Below are 19,257 nucleotides of genomic sequence, written 5' to 3'. Positions count from 1 at the left end.
CACAATCAACCAAACTCACGTAGTCGGTTCAGTAAATCTGTCGCCGGAGAGGGTTTTTCATCAGGCCGGTCTTTATCTCCGGTAACCACAACCGTCGCCGTCGTCCCTGCCGGGAAACGATTGCCAGGTTGAACATCCAGATGAATACGCACCGGAACACGCTGTGCCAGACGGACCCACTCCAGGTTAGAATCGACCGTTGCCATGCCCTTGGAGTCAACACTGCTGCTACTGTTCGTCACCCCGGCGGCAATACTGTCGACGGATCCTCGCAGGACGGTATTGCTACCCAGCGGAGTAATTTCTGCCCGGTAACCCGGTTTAACACCACTGAGTTTGGTCTCTTCCATATAAGCAATGACATAGAATGTGCGAGCCTTCACCAGCGCCACAGCCACAGAGCCACGGCTGATAAATTCTCCGCCATACACCGTCAGGTTAGTCACCCAGCCATCTGCCGGCGCCCTGACATCCGTACGGGTTAAATCAATCTGCGCTAAATCACGGGCAGCTTTCGCCTGAGCCAGTTGCTGCTCGCTGGTTTGCAGAGTGTTATTTGCCTGTTCTACCGCTTCTTTCGACAACGCAACGGCACCCAACTGGTTACGACGTGCGGCTTCGCGGCGCTTCTCGTCCACGACCGACTGGTAATAGTCAACATTCGCCTGCGCTTCATCCAGCGCTTCCTGGAAGCGTGGACGGTCAATTTCAAACAACGTGTCGCCTTTTTTCACGAACTGGTTATCATGCACTTTGACATCAGTGATGAGCCCGGTGACGTCAGGAGAAATCGCCACGACATCGGCGGCAAATTTAGCGTCCCTTGTCCACGGCGATTCGGTGTAGTAGACCCAGGCGCGAAAAACAATCACGATGGCAACGGCCACCAGGATCAGGGTTATCGCATAACGTGCGACTTTTTTTATAAGCGTTTTCACTGAAACCTCAGACCATTAAACTGGAAACAAGATAAAAGACACAGCAATAAAGAGCCGTATTAAAAAGTGAAGGATGCCAGACCAGGTCATAAATACCGGTGGGCGTCAGAATTCTTTTCACCACCCAGAACAACAGCAGTGACAGAATGAGTTCAACGAAAACGGGCGGAAACGATAGCCCGAAAACGACTAGTACCGGGTGAACACTCATTAAAAATCCTTTAGAATCAAGACCATAAATCAAAAGGCACTCGGATACCTGATGATCACGGCCATCAACATCAGGATGAACTCGACCTGATGGCGGGTGAACCACAAGCATATGTCAACAAAAGCGATTTTGTATAATTTTCAGACGTTACTGCAGCACAAAATTATCGATGCGATCAGACTATAGTAACGTGTCTGATAGTTAGTTTTCTACAAAATGTGACGCAAATCACTTTTAAGCCAGAGTTAATAATGGAAAGATTGAAAGGAATGTCTGTTTTTGTGAAAGTTGTCGATCTCGGTTCTTTCACTGCAGCAGCACGGCAATTACACCTTAGCGTATCTTCTGTGAGCCAGACAATCGCAAAGCTGGAGGATGAGCTTCAGGTTAAACTTCTTAACCGAAGTACACGGAGTATCGGCCTGACCGAAGCCGGCAGGATCTATTATCAGGGCTGCCGACGCATGCTGCATGAAGCTAATCAGGTCCATGAGCAGCTCTACGCCTTTAATAATACCCCTATCGGTATGCTGCGCATCGGCAGTACCACAACCATGGCGCAGAATGTCCTTTCGCCGATGACCGCTCAGCTGCTGCATGATTACCCCGGTCTGAGCGTCAATCTTATTACCGGTAACCCTGCGCCTGATTTGATAGCTCATGGACTGGACCTGGTGATCCGCTCCGGTACGCTGGAAAATTCCGCACTCTTTTCCCGGCGCCTGGGAAGTATGCCAATGGTGCTGTGTGCCTCAAGGCATTTTCCGGGACTGCATGAGTTACCCGGCCGTCCGGAGGAGTTAGAAAGTTTTGCGTGGCTGGAATATAGTGTGTATCCCTACAATGAATTTGAGCTGGTTTCACCGGACGGGCAGACGCTGACACTGACACCGAAGGGGCGTTTTGCCACAAATGATCCACTGACACTGATTGGCTGGCTGAAAGCGGGCTCAGGCATCGCTTATGTGCCGTTAATGTGGATACTGGATGAGATTAACCGCGGTGAAATTGAGATCCTTTACCCGCAGTATCATGCGAAACCACGCCCGGTGTACGCACTCTATACGGAAAGGAATAAGCTACCGCTCAAGGTTCAGGTCTGTATTGATTATCTGACCGAATATTTCAGTGAAATGGCAAAAAAATATCAGGAAAACCGGGCAAGAAATTAGTACGCACCCCCGTGACTGACGGTGCGTACTCAGATACTGCAGAAGATCAGGCGGTACCACCGACCGTGAGTTTATCCAGCTTCAATGTCGGCTGACCGACACCGACAGGGACACTCTGCCCGTCTTTACCACACACACCCACACCTTTATCCAGCGCAAGATCATTACCGACCATAGAAATCTGCTGCATTGCTTCAATACCTGAACCTATCAGCGTCGCCCCTTTCACCGGCGAAGTAATTTTCCCTTTTTCGATCAGATAAGCTTCAGAAGTTGAGAAAACAAATTTACCGGAGGTAATATCGACCTGGCCTCCACCGAAATTCGGTGCATATAAGCCATATTCAACACTTTCGATAATCTCCTGTGGCGTTGACTGGCCGCCCAGCATGTAAGTGTTGGTCATCCGGGGCATTGGCAGATGTGCATAAGATTCACGACGACCATTTCCGGTCGGCGGAACCCCCATCAGACGGGCGTTCAGCTTATCCTGCATATAACCTTTCAGCACGCCGTTTTCGATCAAGACATTGTACTGACCCGGTACACCTTCATCATCGATTGCCAGAGAGCCGCGCAGTCCGGACAGCGTACCATCATCCACGACCGTACACAGATCAGACGCCACTTTTTGCCCCATCTGTCCACTGAAGACCGAGGTCCCGCGGCGGTTAAAATCCCCTTCCAGCCCATGACCTACAGCTTCATGCAGAAGAACTCCCGGCCAGCCCGCACCCAGTACTACCGGCAAAGTTCCTGCCGGAGCCGCAACCGCAGACAAATTGACCAGAGCCATGCGCACAGCTTCTTTCGCCCAGGCATCAGCCCGGACTTCACCCTCTTCATCGGCCAGGAAGAACTCATACCCGGTACGCGCGCCCCCGCCGCTGGCACCCCGTTCACGTTTACCGTGATCCTCCACCAGCACACTGACAGATAAGCGGACCAGAGGGCGAATATCTGCCGCGAACGTTCCGTCGGTTGCTGCGACCAGTACCTGCTCATAGATACCTGTCAGACTGACACTGACTTCCTGTACACGAGAGTCCTGTGCACGTGCAACTTTATCAACACGGTGCAGAAGGGTGATTTTATCCTCACGGCTCAGGCTATCCAGCGGGTTAACTGCCGCATACAACGGCTTATGGTTCACCGCGGCCAGCGTTTTCACTTGTCCGTTACCGGATTCACGCACAATGCTGCGGGCAGCTTCAGCACTTTGCTGAAGGGCATTCAGCGTTAGCTGGTCAGCATACGCGAATCCTGTTTTCTCGCCGCTGATAGCCCTGATACCCACACCCTGGTCAATATTCCATGAGCCTTCTTTAATAATGCTGTCTTCCAGACCCCATGATTCATGGTAGCTCGACTGGAAATAGAGATCGGCATAATCCAGACGGCGTTCTGAAAGCTGGCCTAACAGGGAAGAAATATCCTGCTGTGTAATATTATTGGCAGTCAGTAACTGCTCACTTACCAGATTCAGTGTCATCGTTTCTCACTCGTATTATCGCGTTTAGCTATAGCCTGCTGTAATTCCGTGATGCCGTCAATTCAGACATCATTTATCAGTCCGGGGTTTGCGGAGTATCTCATGGATTTGCGGGTCATCCAGGGTTCCGCCAATATGGTAACGCAGCAGGGAGATTTTATTCCATAACGGGGCCAGGGCCTTACTTGCGGCAAACACGGCCGCCCCGACCACGGGATTAATGACAAATGCCGTCGCCACACCCACAGACGCTGACAATTCAGGTGCGACACTGGCATTCAGATTGAGCCGACGGCGAACAAAATCCGCATTCCCCTGCATCGTGATATCGGCTTCCAACCCGTCAATAAACAGATTATCGGTACGTAATACCCCTTTTTCAATCCAGGCGGTCCCTTTGATCGAGTCAAAATAGAACCCTTTATTGCTGAAGGTATCTCTGAAATCGAAACGTAATTTACGCAGCAAGGCATCCACACTGACCAGGCGCAACAGCTGTCCGGCTGTCCCGGTATTGACACTGGTGATATCTCCTTTACCGGTTTCCAGTTTCAGCAGACCACTGAGGGTCGGCAGATCCGGCTGCCAGGGGGCCTTCTGCCAGTGAAGATCATAGTCCAGTTTCACTGGCGCGCTCTGCACAGGAGAAGTCACACCGAACCACTGTAATGTCCGGCTGATGTTGTCACTGGTAATTTCCCCCTTCAGAGAGGTACGGGAATGCGTACCTGACTGATCCCATTCACCGCTGACTTTCAGATGTGTATATGCGGAGTCCAGCAACCCATCAGTAAGCACTAACTTTTCACGAGAGGGCGTTAAACGTGCGGAAACTTTTCCGACGTTCTGACCGGCAAACCAGCACTGATGACATTGCAGTTGCAATGCCGGCCATTGTGCAAAACTGTATTTCTGTGTCGTGGTCGATGGTGAAGAGATGTTGTTCCCGGCCGGCCACTGTGGATTGTAGTACAGGTAGTCGAGATTCAGTTGCCACGGACGGTTCGGGTTTATTTGTAACTGGCCCCGAATTTCTTTACCGTTTGCCGTCACCCGTGTCGCACCATCCACACTCCGTGACAGTAATACCGTCAGGTCGTTCCAGTTCTGGCCACCCAGCGCCAGTGAGGGTGTATGCAGAGTGATATTTCCGGGCAGTTCAAACGGCGCTCCGGACGTTTTCAACGCATTGTTATCAGAATGATTTCCGCCAAATAACACCAGCCACTCTTCACCCTGTAGCGCCGGCAGGTTCAGTATCATGGAGGGGGAATCCGGAAGTGCTGGCAGCTTCGTGGTCTGGTCCTGCCACTGTCCTCTATCCAGCCGGAACTCCGGCTCAAGCAACCAGCGACTGATAAATCTCTGGTCCTTACCGGCGCGGCCACTGAGCAGGAAACTTTTTAAGTCCCCTTTGACATTAATCTCAAACGGAAATGCACTGCCTGAATCTTTCAAAAGCGGCGATGGTAAGTGACTACTTACATCCTTTGCATCTCCCTGTATCGCGACCTGATAATCAGCGCCCCCGTGATACGGCAGGCTGATACTGACCTTCCCCTGCCACGGTAATTTCCCGCTCAGTCGTGAGCGCAGTGACGCCGGGAGTAATTTCAGGGCCGCAGGGTTCCATTGCGACTGCAGTGCAATATTAACCGCAAAGTCTTTTTCCTGCTCACGGGTATTGAACGTGAATTCGACCGGTTGTCCATACCATTGGGCATGCAGAGTATCACTGTCCAGGGCACCATTCTGATACCGGAACCGGCCGTTCATATTTGTCAGCCGGGTTTTCAGAGGCTTGATATAGAGACCATTATTGTTCAGTCTGACATCCCCGGTCGCTGTCACCTGTTTGCCATCCAGCGGAATATCCAGGTTGAGATGACCGGCGACGTTTCCCTGGATCTGTAATTGTGCGAGCGTTGCCGCCAGGGATTTAGCCAGCGGCGTCTGACGGAAATAGTCATGAATGTCCTGGCCGCTCCCACTGACATCGCCGTTGATAATTAACTTTTCCTGACGATAGTCAGTGATATCAGCCGTCAGGTTCTCAGCCACCGCGTTACCCAGCCGGGCATGGGCCGCTTTCATCCATAAGCCGTCATTGACGAAATTCAGGTCAATATCCAGGTGCTGCAGAGCTGGCCAGTCCGGCTGAAAAGCATAGGTGGCGTCACGCAGCGGAACATAGACCTGAAACACTCCGTCATGGTGACGGAACGGGAAGTTGTGCGGGTTACCGGCAAAAATCAGCGTCGCATTACGGGTTTGTCCCCCTTTGATTGCACCACTCAGATAATCCGTCAGACCTTTCCCCATCAGATGGTGAGGGAAATATCGCCAGGCATCCCCGGCATCGGTCACGTCCATGCCGGCAAGGATATCCAGACGTGGCTGGCCTCCTCTTCGCTGCTGATAACGGAAGTTACCTGCCGCTTTCAGCGATCGTGCACTGGCGATCACATTCTCTCCGGACAATAACAGATCACCGTTCCGGGTATCCCAGCGGAAGGTACCGGTAACGCCCTGCATTTCCAGAGGAGCTTTGAAGGTATCCCCGACCGCCAGATCCTGCGGGCCGGCTGACAGGTTGATTTCTCCCTGGTCAAAACTGCCGCTGCCTTTGCCGGAAAGATCACTGACGGCAGGCAGCGCTTGTGTCGCCTGCCAGCTCAGGTTGTGCCAGCTGGCGAGAAAGCGGCTCTGCTGAGGGTACGGTAAGGAAAAGTCGATCGCCAGGCTGTCTATATTCCCTTCAGGCTGCAGAACGCGCCATTGTTCGGCCAGTCCGGGGGCCAGCGGTGCCAGTAGCGGTACCAGCGGCGCGATCCGTTGTAAATCCAGCCGGGTCGCCCGCAGACGAATTTCGGAGGTCTCTGCTGCGCGCAGTAAATTATTCTGTTCCGGTTGCCAGTAGAAGGAGAGTGAGCCTTGCGGCCAGGGAATGTCGTCTGTTGCAAGCCCGGCCCGCGGAATAGTCAGCGCCCAGCCTTTACCTGTACGGAACAGATGTGCGGTAAGATTATCGACAGTAAGCTGGTGCGGATCCTGACCTGCCTGCCAGCGGGCAGTGCCTTTGGTGAGTAACAGATCCCCGGAGTCCGGCACCCCGGCTTTCAGGTTGACCCAGGCCTTCAGGCTGAAATCGGCAGTACGGAGTGTGGTGTTATCTTTCATCCAACGCCCCAGCCAGGGTTTCGCATCGACGCTATCTGCCTGTAACCAGACTCTGCCGGTATCAATCATGCCGTTAAGATCGTTCAGGTCCAGCCTGACCTGAACGACGCCATGCTGGCCAGTGATACTGCTCAGGCTGACTTCACCTTCAGCACGATGACGTTTACCCTCATTAAACCAGGTCAGTTGCGGGATAGCTAAGTGAACCTGCTGTCCTGACAGCGACGGGAAGCTTATCTGGCTGTCCCGCAAAATAAAGTGGTCAAAGCGGTGGAGAAAGAGATTTTCTACCTGGCCGAGGCCCAGCGACTGACGGGATCCGGAAGAAGACCGGGGTAAGGTACGGGTCGACAGCTGTAATTGCCAGAAGGTCAGATCGCGGAACTGTAACCGGGCGTGCAGTAATGACTGCCAGACGTCCAGCGCCAGCCGGACATGGAAAACCCCGAGGGTCGTACCGTCGCCAAGGGTACTTTGCAGACCGCGGATCTCAACCACCGGGCCAAAATTCTCCCAGCGACCGGTGAGTTCATCAGCATGGAGGGAGGTGCCACTCAGAGAAGAGACCGCCGACAGAATTTCTGTACGGTACTCATTCATATGCGGCATCAGGAGTCGTAATCCACTGATAAGCAGAGCAACGATAACGATAAGCGTAGCGGCTATCAGCGACAAGATCCCGGGCAAACGCCTCACACACTTCTCCTTGATTAATTCAGTAATAACCCCGGTAGGGCAAGCCGGTGCCAGCAGTAAAAGCTCTGATGCATATTATAGCTGAACCCGGGATCATCATCCTGATAATCCTCCGGGTACAGCGACAGGGGTAAGTCCTTACATCATGACCACATCAAATTGTTCCTGGATATATAACGGCTCAGCATGGATTTTTACCTGCTTACCGATGAATATTTCCAGTTCGGCCAGTGCGTGGGATTCTTCTCCTTTGAGAGCATCTCCCACGGCCTGCGAGGTATACACCAGAAAGCTGTCAGTATCATAGGCGTGATGCACGCGCACAATCTCACGCATAATCTCATAACAAACGGTTTCAACGGTTTTTACTGTTCCGCGTCCGCTACAGGTAGGACAACCGCCGCACAGCACATGTTCCAGACTTTCACGGGTTCGCTTACGGGTCATTTCCACCAGCCCCAACGCCGAAAAGCCATGGATCCCGGTTTTCACCCGATCTTTACTTAATACATTTTCCAGAGAGTGTAAAACACGACGGCGGTGGTCATCATTCGCCATATCAATAAAGTCGATGATGATGATCCCCCCGAGGTTACGTAATCTCAGCTGGCGGGCAATCGCCTGGGTCGCTTCAATATTGGTATTGAAAATCGTCTCATCCAGGTTTCTGTGACCAACAAAGGCCCCGGTATTGATATCAATGGTGGTCATTGCTTCCGTCTGATCGATGATCAGATAGCCGCCAGACTTGAGTTCGACCTTACGGTCGAGCGCCCGCTGAATTTCGTTTTCAACGTCGAATAGATCAAAAATTGGCTGTTTGCCGGTATAGAGCTCAAGTTTTTGTGTCATTTCCGGCATATATTCTGCCGTGAACCCGAGCAGCAATTCATAGGTCTGACGGGAATCTATCCGGATGCGATCTAATTCTGCTTCCACAAAATCGCGTAGTACCCGCTGTGCCAGTGCCAGCTCACCATATAACAGCGAGCGTGTCTGATGACGTTTTTTACGCTCTGAGACTTTGCCCCAAAGCCGTTTCAGAAATGCGGCATCCTGTGCCAGTTCAGTTTCACCGATACCTTCGGCAGCAGTACGAATAATAAATCCGCCATTTTCGTCACAGTAATCTGCAACGACTTTTTTCAGCCGGTTCCGTTCTTTTTCACTTTCAATACGCTGGGAAACGCCCACATGCGAGGCTCCCGGCATAAAAACCAGATAACGGGAAGGTAACGTAATATCGGTGGTCAGTCTGGCGCCCTTGGTCCCCAAAGGATCTTTCACCACCTGAACCATCAGATCCTGGCCCTGACGGACCAGTTCAGCGATATCACGGACATGGAATTTCTTTTGTTCATCCCCCGCCACACATTCAGTATGAGGGACAATATCAGAGGCGTGAAGGAATGCAGCCTTATCCAGACCAATATCGACGAAAGCAGCCTGCATACCGGGCAAGACACGGCTGACCCGGCCTTTATAAATGTTACCGGCAATGCCCCGTCTGGACTCTCTTTCGATATGGATCTCTTGCAGGATCCCGCCATCAATATAGGCGACACGGGTTTCAGAGGGGGTGACATTCACAAGTAATTCAGTGGTCATACTGCTCCTTTTCCGCCGTTAACACCTGTAACCGGGCGAGCAGCTCTTCTGTTTCAACCAGCGGGAGCCCGACGACAGCATAGAAGCTGCCATCGATACGACGAACAAAACGCCCGCCTTTTCCCTGGATCCCGTAAGCACCGGCTTTGTCCATAGGTTCACCGCTGGCAATATAACTCTCAATATCGGCAGAACTCAGCTCACGGAAGGTGACATGGGTAATAACATTTTCGGTCACGGTTCCCTTACGGCTTGCCACCGTCACCGCGGTCATTACCTGATGCGTTTTTCCTGACAGCGTTGTCAGCATCTGCCGTGCATGCGCTTCATTGGCAGGTTTTTCAAGGACCTCGCCATCAGCAACCACAATCGTATCCGCACCGATCACCGGTAAATCGGTCGGTGCGATACGCACACCTGCCAGTGCTTTATCTAACGACAGGCGGCAAACATACGCTTCTGCCGTCTCGCCCGGGTGTCTTGACTCTTCGACCGTCGTTATCAGACGTTCAAAACGCAATCCTGCCTGAGCGAGTAATTCCTGTCGGCGGGGTGAACCGGAAGCCAGATATAAGTCGGGCATAATCATCCTTACTGAATGGCAAACTGATGACGAATTTTCCGCATCAGCAAATACAGCCACGGCCAGAGAATACCATTAACGATACCGCCCCAGAAAATCTCCGGCCGGAAAGAGACATCGCTGACCATAAATTCTGCCCAGAATACCACCACATCAACAAAAAGTGATAAGACGGTCACCATGCAAGCTTGCTGCCACAGGGCAAGATTGCGGAACAGTTGAAATTTATAAGCCACCAGATAAGCCACCAGGCTGAGTGCCAGTGCCCGCACTCCCAGTGTAGACCCGACGATCAGATCCATTACCGCCCCAAGGAAAAAAGCAGTACCGACATTGACCCTATGCGGTAAAGCCAATACCCAGTACAGCAGGATCAGCAATAGCCAGGAAGGCCGGAACATATAAAACTGATCCGGCCATGGCATGACTTCAAGGATAAGAGCTACCAGAAAGGATAACCAGATAATCCAACGCCCCTGACTCCTGTAATGACTAGTCAAGGACGTTCTCCATGAGCAGAAGACGTGGGGGCAGCGGGGTCGTTATTCCCCTCTACCCGACCGGCCTCGCCTGCTGGCGGTAAAACCTGTGGCATCACCTGCATGAGTCGTTCATCAGCGGCCTGATGTACGGCTTCGGGTGAAATATGGGTGCCGTCAGTCGTATTACTGTTCCAGAGAAGCAGAAGATAACGCAGGCGTTGTAAACCCGCTGCAGGTTTCGCCTGAATAATTGTCGCTGCACTACGGGTATCTACAGACACCGAAGAAACCACACCTACCGGATAGCCTTCCGGAAAACGCCCCCCCAAACCGGAACTGACCAGCACATCGCCGACCCGGATATCCGGATTGCCGGAGATATTTTCCAGCTGCAGATTTTCAGCACATCCGGCACCTGAAGCTATGGCGCGGACATCGTTACGCAATACCTGCACGGGTAATGCATGGGAGGCATCACAAATCAGCATGACGCGACTGGTAAATTTCCCCACAGAGACCACCTGACCCACCACGCCTTTTTCGCTGATCACCGGCTGCCCTTCATAGACGCCATTATCGCTGCCACGATCAATGATGACCTGATCACTGTAAGGATCTGCCCCCGCAGAGATTACCTGAGTAATCATTTTACGTTCACCGGGACGTAACGGTGACCCCAGTAATTCCCGCAAGCGAATATTTTCCTGCTTGTACTGTCCCAACAGCAACAACTGACTCTCTTTCAGCATCAGTTCACGGCGCAATGCCGTATTCTGCTGTTCCAGCATTTTCCGCGACGCAAATGTTTCAGCAGCACTATCCAGAAAGCGTCCGGGTCCATCTGCCAGAAAGTAAAACGGGCTTACAGAAGTATCCAGGTAGCTACGGATCTCGCGGAAAGCTCCCAGACGACTATCGGCAATGATAATGGCTATCGCGGCAACCACTGCTAAAACTAAGCGTAACTGCAGAGACGGACCTCTGCGAAAAATCGGCTTCATAAATCCTGCGTGTTCCTCAACAAATATTAAGGGAGTGCGTTTAGCCTGCACTCCCTTAGGCTGGACACGTCATCATTGGGTGTTCAGACAGCAATATCCGGCTATTCAGCGTAGCCGGTAAAAAGCTCAGGGTACGGCCGGACTATCACTCTTCGCTGAAGAGATCCCCGCCATGCATATCGATCATCTCTAACGCTTTACCGCCGCCACGGGCTACGCAGGTTAAAGGATCTTCAGCGACGACCACAGGAATGCCGGTTTCTTCCATCAGTAAACGTTCGAGATTACGTAATAACGCTCCCCCGCCGGTTAATACCATACCGCGTTCTGAAATATCAGAAGCCAGTTCCGGTGGGCACTGTTCCAGGGCAACCATCACCGCACTGACAATACCGGTGAGAGGCTCCTGCAATGCTTCCAGTATTTCATTGGAGTTCAGCGTAAACCCGCGAGGAACACCTTCAGCCAGGTTTCTGCCACGAACTTCAATTTCCAGCACTTCATCACCCGGATAGGCAGATCCTATCCCGTGTTTAATGCGTTCAGCCGTAGCTTCACCAATTAATGAACCATAGTTACGGCGCACATAATTGATAATAGCTTCATCAAAGCGATCACCGCCGATACGTACAGAAGATGAGTAGACCACGCCGTTCAGAGAGATCACTGCCACTTCAGTCGTACCGCCACCGATATCAACCACCATTGAGCCGGTGGCTTCAGAAACCGGTAATCCGGCACCGATAGCGGCAGCCATAGGTTCTTCGATAAGGAAAACTTCACGCGCACCCGCACCCAGTGCGGATTCACGAATGGCACGACGCTCAACCTGAGTCGCACCCACCGGGACACAAACCAGTACGCGCGGACTCGGGCGCATAAAACTGTTACTGTGTACCTGTTTAATAAAGTGCTGTAACATTTTTTCAGTGACGAAAAAGTCAGCAATCACACCATCTTTCATCGGGCGGATAGCGGCAATATTACCAGGCGTACGACCCAGCATTTGCTTAGCTTCCTGGCCGACGGCAGCAACACTCTTCGGAGAGCCGGCACGATCCTGACGGATAGCGACCACAGAAGGCTCGTTCAGCACGATGCCTTGCCCTTTTACATAAATCAGGGTATTGGCGGTACCCAGGTCAATGGACAAGTCATTGGAAAACATGCCACGAAATTTTTTAAACATATCTAAGGGGTAATCCTGCAAGCTGGGGGCGGAAAATAAAATCCGCTTACTTTACCAACCACACGAAGCCGCCACAAGGCGCAACAACATTCTGCTTCGGTGAAAAAACAAACAATTGTACATTTATGCCAGCATGATTTATTGCAAGCATCATCACAGCACTGTAAACCCGACATTTTTCCGCCAGCCATTTTTTACGTAAATCGCTAACGGAAACAAAATCTAACATTTATAGCCTGCTTTTCAAGCAGACAGACTCTGAAAAGACAGCCAGATAATCCCTCATGAAACCCGGTTCGCCTGTGTTTCACTGTATTTCCTGCGGCCTTTTCCAGCCGGAATCATTTCGCATAAATTTATGCCGGTAAGGGTGGCGCAATAAAATCGCCTTGTCCACCGCTAACACCTAAATTAATCAGCATCATCCACTCTTCACGCGTTCTGACACCGGTAGCGAATACTAACGTTGATACCGCATGACAACTCTCAACCAGGCTACTCACCAGTAATTGATTCTCCGGACAGCGTTCAATATTGCGTACCAGTCCGCTATCCAGTTTGATGACCTCTGCTTTAATCCGTGACAGATAGGCACTACTGACCAGGGTCTGACCCGCCTGACTGATAATAATCCGGCAACCGAAGGCCCGCAGGTCATGCAATACGGTAAATAACCGGTCGATGTGTTGACACACATCTGCCTCAGCAAGTTCAAATAAAAAATTTTTTCTTTTAGAGCGAGGTATCTGTAATAGCATTTTGTAGAGCCATTTCGCAAAAGGGCGTTGTAACAAGGCATCTATCGTTAACGGAAACGACCAGTCGCCCGTCCCGCTTTCTGCTGCCAGCAAAAACCCCCGGGTCAGAAACTGGCGATCCCAGAGTGCAGCCATTCCTATATCACAGACCACTGGCATATATTCTGCGGGCAGAATGGATTGATCCTTATCCTTAATACGCCCCTGTAATACCCGGTGATGTATCTGCCCTTGCCAGTCAGTGACTGCTTTTTGCAGGAGTAACGGGCCACCTCGCTGATAGGTACTTTCCAGTAAGGTCCGCCAGCGAACACTGCCACGGTCCGGCTTCAGGTGAGGGCTTTCTTCTATTGCCCAGTTATTGCTGCCAAGAAGCGTCGCCCTGCGCATTGCCAGATCCAGCCGCTCCATCACCTGTGCCATACTCTGGCCACGCTGCCAGTCACTGATCGCAATATGCACAAAATCGTCTTTATTATAGACTCCGAACGGTGCAGAGGCTTCCGCGGCAGTCACCAGTTTTGCCGCGATCCCCTCGGCTTCTTTGAGCGATCGATGAGGCAATAACACGGTGAAATCATTCTGAAAATACCGGGCCAGCAATGCCCCGGGGTAACAACTGATCAGCGCTGACACACTATGAACAAACTCAAACAGCCGCTGATTATTTCGCTCTGCTTCATTCGCTGCCGAAACCCCCTCTGTCCCGGTGAAGCGAAGCATCATAATACAGCCATGCTCTGCGGCCTCTTCCTGCGGATCAAGTAAAGTGGCGAAACGACTGTTAAAGAAAAGGCGGTTATTAAGCCCGCTTTCGGTATCCAGCGACGCAAATTCACGGGTCAGGGTATCTATCCGCACACGTTGAACCCCGGCCTGTTCTATCTCCTGTAAAAGTGTATCAATCGCCTGACTCACTTTCGGCGGCCACTCAGTTATCTCAGGAGTTAATGCTTTAGTGCGATCACCCAGTAAAATCCGCTGACTTCTGGCTTCCAGTAACCCCATCCCTGAAGACTGCCGATCCAGCCAGAAATGCAGCAACAATAAGAGCGCAGACATCACCAGTACAACGACCCCCATGACGATAAAAGTAGAAATGCCGGCAAACGACACAAGCCAGGTCTGGACAGGGTTCAGGATAGTAATACGTAACGTCAGGGAAGGATGGTGCAGTAACCCGGTGGAAAAATGGTAAAAATGGTTGGGGGTAGCTTCAACCAGTGGGAACTCATGACGGGAAAGATTAATGACAGCATGTTTTCCGTCATATAATTCAAGTCGCTCAATATTGACAACCGGCATCACTCCACGCAGCCATCGTGTCATTTCCGAAGGGGGGCGAACAAAAAGCGCCTGATCAATAGAAGTCGCAAGCGTGTTAAACTGATGCTCAATACGCTGTTTATTGAGCCAGAGAAAACTGGCGATACAGCCGAATAACATCAATAACATCGCCAGCATACTGACAAAAGTAATGAGTGCGGTAAGCCGTGTCGTTGAACGCATCCCTGTGCTCCCGGTGACTGAAACCGATCCAGAATAAGATAATATCAGCATCCCGCTGACCGTTGAGCGAAAATAACACAAGCCTTTCCTCTCTGCAGTGATAACTCATGGCAAACACATTTCTTTACGTTCCCGCCTTCCCCGCGCAGAAAAATCGCTGGCTATACTTGGTACTCTGTCGGCAGAAAGCTGGCCACCCTGTAACCCCGCACCGATGCCACCCGGAAGGGCCCTGAACATGAATAAACCGTTTAAAGAATCAGACGTAACTCCGGAGCAGGTATTCTTCTGTTCACGCCGGAAACTGCTTAAGCTGCTGGGGATCAGTAGTGCTGCCTTGTCTCTCCCTGTGACCGCCAATGCCGGTATTGCTGACTGGTTTGGAGGTTCGTCTTCCGAACCTCCGCTGGCCTCACCTCCCCGGCCGATCGATTTTACGTCCCCGGCCATGTGGCAGGCACAGTTAACCCTGACCCCGGAACAGAAAGTCACCGGTTATAATAATTTTTATGAGTTCGGGATGGATAAAGCCGATCCTGCCGCTAATGCCCGGCAGTTTAAAACCTCGCCCTGGAATATCACGATTGACGGCGAGGTTGAGCACCCGATGACGCTGGATATGGACGATATTTTCAAAAAATTCCCGATGGAACAGCGTATCTATCGCATGCGTTGTGTCGAGGCGTGGTCAATGGTGGTGCCGTGGATAGGATTTAGTCTGGCATCATTGCTGAAGATGGCGGCCCCTACCAGTAACGCACGCTATGTTGCCTTTCAGACTCTGTATGACCCACAGCAAATGCCCGGACAGCAGGACGGGCTGAACAGTGCCGGACTACAGTACCCTTATGTCGAGGGGCTGCGTCTTGATGAAGCGATGAACCCTCTGACGCTGATGACGACCGGAGTCTATGGCAAAACATTACCGCCGCAAAATGGTGCCCCCTTGCGCCTGATCGTGCCGTGGAAATATGGCTTCAAAGGGATTAAATCCATTGTAAAAATCAGCCTGACCCGGGAACAGCCTCCTTCAACCTGGAATCTGATGGCCCCGGACGAATATGGTTTTTATGCCAATGTGAACCCGCATGTGGATCATCCTCGCTGGTCACAGGCGACTGAACGATTTATCGGCCCCGGCGGGTTGTTCGATGTGACCCGGCAGCCCACACTGATGTTTAACGGTTACGGGGAGCAGGTCGCTTCGATGTATAAGGGGATGGATTTACGGAGATATTTTTAATGGCCGTCCGCGGAAATTCCGGAGCGGTACCGGTTATCCTGCTGAAATGTCTGCTGCATCTGGCCGCCTTTACGCCGTTTGTCTATCTGGTTTTTTCGGTCCGTAGCGGCGGGTTCAGTGCCGACCCGGCCAAAGATATACAACATTTTACCGGCCTCGTCGGGCTAAAGTTACTGATGGCAACCTTGCTGGTGAGCCCGCTGGCAAAAGGGTTACGCTTTCCTCCGTTACTACGATGCCGCCGGCTGCTGGGAATATGGTGTTTCACCTGGGCCACCTTACACCTGCTGAGTTATTATTTTCTGGAGCTGGGGGTGGGTAATCTGTCTTTACTGGGACAGGAAATCGTCCGACGGCCCTATCTGACATTGGGTATGATCAGCTGGGTGCTACTTTTCCTGCTGGCGATAACCTCTTTCCGACGCGTGCAAAGACGCGCAGGTCAGCGCTGGCAAAAACTGCATAACAGCATCTATCTGCTGGCGATATTGATCCCCGTCCATTACTTATGGTCGGTAAAAGCTTACTCCCTGCAACCCTTTCTCTGGCTGGCTTTCGCCGTAATATTGTGTGCACTTCGCCTGAAAAAATTGTGGCATCAAGCCGATTTATAAGTTTATCAGGTTGGCTTATTACCTCAATTTCTGTTAAAAAGTGCCGCGGACTAAGAATTGATAAACTTCGCGGATAAAACGACTAATATGCGGCGAATTGCCACGAAAGCGATATAACCGAAAAATTCTTACTCCCTGAACGCCTCTTTTTTGCCAGAATGGGTGACAAATGCAAACAGGGAGAGTATTTTACGCGTTGCCTTTATTTTTGCAGGAGATAGCCACACGATGGCAGATAACTTTCATATTTTGCTTCTCAATGGTCCGAACCTTAACTTGCTGGGCACCCGGGAGCCGGAGACCTATGGTCATACGACATTGCCGGATATCGTCAGTGAGTTAACCCATCAGGCCGGGAAACTGAATGTGAAACTGAGCCACCTGCAATCGAATGCGGAATATCAGCTGATTGACCGCATTCATGAGGCAAAAGGCAATGTGGATTACATCATTATTAATCCTGCCGCATTTACGCACACCAGCGTAGCCCTGCGGGATGCCTTGCTGGCGGTCAGTATTCCTTTTATCGAAGTGCACCTGTCTAATGTGCATGCTCGTGAACCTTTCCGCCATCATTCCTATCTCTCCGATATTGCTGCCGGTGTCATCTGCGGATTAGGTACCGACGGCTATCACTGGGCTTTACAAACGGCAGTTAAACGCCTGTCAAATTCAAATTAAACAGAGTACGGAACCACACTCATGGATATTCGTAAAATTAAAAAACTGATCGAACTTGTTGAAGAATCCGGCATCGCTGAACTTGAAATTTCAGAAGGTGAAGAATCCGTTCGCATCAGTCGTTCACCTGCCAACATGGGTTATCCGGTCATGCAGCAGGCGTATGCTGCCCCTGTTGCACCTGCTCCGGTCGCTGCCGCACCTGCTCCGGCCGCTGAACCTGCAGCCGCTGCCAGCACAGAAGTGAGCGGACATATCGTTCGTTCACCGATGGTCGGAACCTTCTACCGCACACCAAGCCCTGATGCTAAACCTTTTATTGAAGTCGGCCAGAAGGTGACTGCAGGTGAAACTCTGTGCATCGTCGAAGCAATGAAAATGATGAACCAGATTGAAGCTGACAAGTCAGGTGTTGTGAAAGCTATCCTGGTAGAAAACGGCCAACCTGTTGAATTTGACGAGCCATTGGTCGTCATCGAATAACGAGGCAACCATGCTGGAAAAAATTGTTATTGCTAACCGTGGGGAAATTGCGCTGCGTATTTTGCGTGCCTGTAAAGAACTGGGCATCAAAACCGTTGCGGTACATTCCACTGCAGATCGTGACCTGAAACATGTCCTGCTGGCAGACGAAACCGTATGCATCGGACCAGCACCTTCAGTTAAAAGCTATCTGAATATTCCTGCGCTGATTTCAGCCGCAGAAATCACCGGTGCGGATGCTATCCACCCGGGCTATGGCTTTTTGTCTGAGAATGCTGACTTCGCAGAACAGGTTGAACGTTCCGGCTTTATCTTTATCGGTCCGAAAGCCGAAACAATTCGTCTGATGGGCGATAAAGTTTCCGCGATCAACGCGATGAAGAAAGCCGGTGTTCCTTGCGTCCCGGGATCCGATGGATCACTCGGTGATGACATGAACAAAAACCGCGAAATCGCCAGACGTATCGGTTACCCGATTATCGTTAAAGCCTCCGGCGGCGGTGGCGGACGTGGTATGCGTGTTGTCCGTGGCGAAAAAGACCTGGAACAGTCCATTAATATGACCCGTGCGGAAGCGAAAGCAGCTTTCAATAACGATATGGTCTATATGGAAAAATATCTGGAAAATCCGCGTCATATCGAGATTCAGGTATTAGCCGATGGTCAGGGTCAGGCAATTTATCTGGCTGAGCGTGACTGTTCAATGCAGCGCCGTCACCAGAAGGTTGTTGAAGAAGCCCCGGCACCGGGAATTACTCCGGAACTACGTAGCTTCATCGGAACCCGTTGTACTCAGGCATGTATTGATATCGGTTACCGTGGTGCCGGTACGTTTGAGTTCCTGTTTGAAAACGGTGAGTTCTACTTTATTGAGATGAACACCCGTATTCAGGTAGAACATCCGGTGACTGAAATGATCACCGGTGTCGACCTGATCAAAGAGCAGTTGCGTATTGCCGCCGGTCTGCCACTGTCTATCCGCCAGGAAGACGTGGTCATTCGTGGTCATGCGGTAGAATGCCGTATCAACGCAGAAGATCCGAATACCTTCCTGCCAAGTCCGGGCAAAATTACCCGCTTCCACGCACCGGGTGGTTTTGGCGTACGTTGGGAATCGCATATCTATTCCGGCTATACCGTACCGCCTTACTATGACTCCATGATAGGTAAACTGATCACTTACGGTGAAACCCGCGACGTCGCGATTTCCCGTATGACCAATGCCTTAGCTGAGCTGATCGTCGATGGTATTAAAACTAACGTCGAACTGCAGCTGAAGATCATGGCTGACGAACATTTCCGTGAAGGTGGAACCAATATCCACTATCTGGAGAAAAAACTGGGGCTTCAGGAAAAGTAATTTCTTTTCTGAGTCACTGCCAAGGCCGGATTTTCCGGCCTTTATTATTTTTGTCTT

General features: G+C 51.3%; 17 protein-coding genes. 6 read left to right on the top strand and 11 right to left on the bottom strand.

The window, feature by feature from the left end; genetic code table 11:
- Positions 1–5: 5 nt before the first annotated feature.
- Both aaeA and aaeX read right to left on the bottom strand, forming a co-directional pair.
- Positions 6–938, bottom strand: a complete 933-nt coding sequence (gene aaeA / locus CG67_RS15295) for a p-hydroxybenzoic acid efflux pump subunit AaeA (RefSeq protein WP_025903803.1) — start codon at positions 936–938, stop codon at positions 6–8.
- Between the two features lie 7 nt (positions 939–945).
- Complete coding sequence (aaeX, locus tag CG67_RS15290; protein ID WP_025903802.1) at positions 946–1,149, bottom strand: p-hydroxybenzoic acid efflux pump operon protein AaeX; 204 nt, start codon at positions 1,147–1,149, stop codon at positions 946–948.
- 251 nt (positions 1,150–1,400) lie between these two features.
- Between aaeX and aaeR the strand changes: the two genes are divergently transcribed.
- Positions 1,401–2,321, top strand: coding sequence for an HTH-type transcriptional activator AaeR (gene aaeR / locus CG67_RS15285; RefSeq protein ID WP_025903801.1), 921 nt, complete (start codon positions 1,401–1,403; stop codon positions 2,319–2,321).
- 46 nt (positions 2,322–2,367) lie between these two features.
- Here aaeR and tldD read toward each other — a convergent pair whose 3' ends face one another.
- From tldD to csrD, 9 genes are all read right to left on the bottom strand, one after another.
- Positions 2,368–3,813 (bottom strand): metalloprotease TldD, encoded by a 1,446-nt coding sequence (gene tldD, locus CG67_RS15280; protein ID WP_025903800.1) that lies wholly within the window; start codon positions 3,811–3,813, stop codon positions 2,368–2,370.
- Between the two features lie 69 nt (positions 3,814–3,882).
- Positions 3,883–7,689, bottom strand: coding sequence for an AsmA2 domain-containing protein YhdP (gene yhdP, locus CG67_RS15275; protein ID WP_025903799.1), 3,807 nt, complete (start codon positions 7,687–7,689; stop codon positions 3,883–3,885).
- 138 nt (positions 7,690–7,827) lie between these two features.
- Positions 7,828–9,297, bottom strand: a complete 1,470-nt coding sequence (rng, locus tag CG67_RS15270; protein ID WP_025903798.1) for a ribonuclease G — start codon at positions 9,295–9,297, stop codon at positions 7,828–7,830.
- Positions 9,287–9,880: a nucleoside triphosphate pyrophosphatase gene (locus tag CG67_RS15265; protein WP_025903797.1), complete on the bottom strand. Its 594-nt coding sequence runs from the start codon at positions 9,878–9,880 to the stop codon at positions 9,287–9,289. The genes rng and CG67_RS15265 overlap by 11 nt, the downstream gene beginning before the upstream one ends.
- A gap of 8 nt (positions 9,881–9,888) precedes the next feature.
- Positions 9,889–10,380, bottom strand: coding sequence for a rod shape-determining protein MreD (gene mreD, locus CG67_RS15260; protein WP_029990423.1), 492 nt, complete (start codon positions 10,378–10,380; stop codon positions 9,889–9,891).
- The gene (gene mreC, locus CG67_RS15255; RefSeq protein ID WP_025903795.1) at positions 10,377–11,363 is read right to left on the bottom strand and encodes a rod shape-determining protein MreC; all 987 of its coding nucleotides are present in this window, start codon (positions 11,361–11,363) and stop codon (positions 10,377–10,379) included. Before mreC ends, mreD begins: the two co-directional genes overlap by 4 nt.
- Before the next feature lie 145 nt (positions 11,364–11,508).
- On the bottom strand, positions 11,509–12,552 hold the full coding sequence (gene mreB, locus CG67_RS15250) for a rod shape-determining protein MreB (protein WP_025903794.1): 1,044 nt from the start codon (positions 12,550–12,552) through the stop codon (positions 11,509–11,511).
- Positions 12,553–12,598: 46 nt separating this feature from the next.
- Positions 12,599–12,781: a hypothetical protein gene (locus CG67_RS15245; protein ID WP_029990424.1), complete on the bottom strand. Its 183-nt coding sequence runs from the start codon at positions 12,779–12,781 to the stop codon at positions 12,599–12,601.
- A gap of 127 nt (positions 12,782–12,908) precedes the next feature.
- Positions 12,909–14,819: an RNase E specificity factor CsrD gene (gene csrD, locus CG67_RS15240; RefSeq protein ID WP_038024897.1), complete on the bottom strand. Its 1,911-nt coding sequence runs from the start codon at positions 14,817–14,819 to the stop codon at positions 12,909–12,911.
- Positions 14,820–15,057: 238 nt separating this feature from the next.
- On the opposite strand from csrD, the gene msrP reads away from it, so the two are divergent.
- The 5 genes from msrP (at position 15,058) to accC (ending at position 19,200) form a co-directional block, all read left to right on the top strand.
- Positions 15,058–16,062 (top strand): protein-methionine-sulfoxide reductase catalytic subunit MsrP, encoded by a 1,005-nt coding sequence (gene msrP / locus CG67_RS15235; protein ID WP_025903793.1) that lies wholly within the window; start codon positions 15,058–15,060, stop codon positions 16,060–16,062.
- Positions 16,062–16,676, top strand: coding sequence for a protein-methionine-sulfoxide reductase heme-binding subunit MsrQ (gene msrQ, locus CG67_RS15230; protein WP_025903792.1), 615 nt, complete (start codon positions 16,062–16,064; stop codon positions 16,674–16,676). Before msrP ends, msrQ begins: the two co-directional genes overlap by 1 nt.
- A 228-nt stretch (positions 16,677–16,904) precedes the next feature.
- Entirely contained in the window at positions 16,905–17,357 is a 453-nt protein-coding gene (aroQ, locus tag CG67_RS15225; protein WP_025903791.1) for a type II 3-dehydroquinate dehydratase, read from the top strand.
- Between the two features lie 21 nt (positions 17,358–17,378).
- A complete protein-coding gene (accB, locus tag CG67_RS15220; protein WP_025903790.1) occupies positions 17,379–17,840 on the top strand; it encodes an acetyl-CoA carboxylase biotin carboxyl carrier protein in 462 nt (153 codons plus the stop codon).
- Between the two features lie 10 nt (positions 17,841–17,850).
- Positions 17,851–19,200, top strand: a complete 1,350-nt coding sequence (gene accC / locus CG67_RS15215) for an acetyl-CoA carboxylase biotin carboxylase subunit (protein ID WP_025903789.1) — start codon at positions 17,851–17,853, stop codon at positions 19,198–19,200.
- Positions 19,201–19,257: the final 57 nt, after the last annotated feature.

Source organism: Tatumella sp. UCD-D_suzukii (assembly GCF_000611875.2).
GTDB classification, from domain to species: Bacteria; Pseudomonadota; Gammaproteobacteria; order Enterobacterales; family Enterobacteriaceae; genus Tatumella; species Tatumella ptyseos.
The sequence above is the reverse complement of the archived record's forward strand: the minus strand, read 5'-3'. Positions and strand labels throughout refer to the sequence as shown.

Coding starts and splice junctions, on each gene's coding strand:
- aaeX (WP_025903802.1), bottom strand. CDS start 1,149: ATGAGTGTTCACCCGGTACTAGTCGTTTTCGGGCTATCGTTTCCGCCC.
- aaeR (WP_025903801.1), top strand. CDS start 1,401: ATGGAAAGATTGAAAGGAATGTCTGTTTTTGTGAAAGTTGTCGATCTC.
- tldD (WP_025903800.1), bottom strand. CDS start 3,813: ATGACACTGAATCTGGTAAGTGAGCAGTTACTGACTGCCAATAATATT.
- rng (WP_025903798.1), bottom strand. CDS start 9,297: ATGACCACTGAATTACTTGTGAATGTCACCCCCTCTGAAACCCGTGTC.
- CG67_RS15265 (WP_025903797.1), bottom strand. CDS start 9,880: ATGCCCGACTTATATCTGGCTTCCGGTTCACCCCGCCGACAGGAATTA.
- mreC (WP_025903795.1), bottom strand. CDS start 11,363: ATGAAGCCGATTTTTCGCAGAGGTCCGTCTCTGCAGTTACGCTTAGTT.
- mreB (WP_025903794.1), bottom strand. CDS start 12,552: ATGTTTAAAAAATTTCGTGGCATGTTTTCCAATGACTTGTCCATTGAC.
- CG67_RS15245 (WP_029990424.1), bottom strand. CDS start 12,781: ATGTTAGATTTTGTTTCCGTTAGCGATTTACGTAAAAAATGGCTGGCG.
- csrD (WP_038024897.1), bottom strand. CDS start 14,819: ATGCGTTCAACGACACGGCTTACCGCACTCATTACTTTTGTCAGTATG.
- msrP (WP_025903793.1), top strand. CDS start 15,058: ATGAATAAACCGTTTAAAGAATCAGACGTAACTCCGGAGCAGGTATTC.
- msrQ (WP_025903792.1), top strand. CDS start 16,062: ATGGCCGTCCGCGGAAATTCCGGAGCGGTACCGGTTATCCTGCTGAAA.
- aroQ (WP_025903791.1), top strand. CDS start 16,905: ATGGCAGATAACTTTCATATTTTGCTTCTCAATGGTCCGAACCTTAAC.
- accB (WP_025903790.1), top strand. CDS start 17,379: ATGGATATTCGTAAAATTAAAAAACTGATCGAACTTGTTGAAGAATCC.
- accC (WP_025903789.1), top strand. CDS start 17,851: ATGCTGGAAAAAATTGTTATTGCTAACCGTGGGGAAATTGCGCTGCGT.